1 pseudogene is annotated in these 281 nt (G+C 37.0%); it reads left to right on the top strand.

The features are described 5' to 3' along the window. Positions 1-281: pseudogene (locus HZY94_RS06115) on the top strand (transposase); the annotation flags it as partial.

Genomic DNA, 281 nt, shown 5'->3' on the forward strand with positions numbered 1-281 from the left:
CAAAACGCACTTATCAACCTATGTTTCAAATGCATCTAACTAGTCAAGAAATACTGGATGAACTACTTGGGTATTCTGAGGAACTAAACCAGCATTACCAACTTTATCAGATGCTTCTATTCCACATTAAGAACAAAGATACGGTTTGTAATGGCCCTAGAATTGCCTTATTCCAATGCAAGACTAGAGGCAACTAATAATCTCATCAAGGTTATCAAGCGGAATGCCTTTGGTTTCAGGAACTTTGACAATTTTAAGAAACGCATTTTCCTAGCCTTGAA

The sequence above is a fragment of the Streptococcus danieliae genome (assembly GCF_013415245.1).
Classification (GTDB): Bacteria; Bacillota; Bacilli; order Lactobacillales; family Streptococcaceae; genus Streptococcus; species Streptococcus danieliae_A.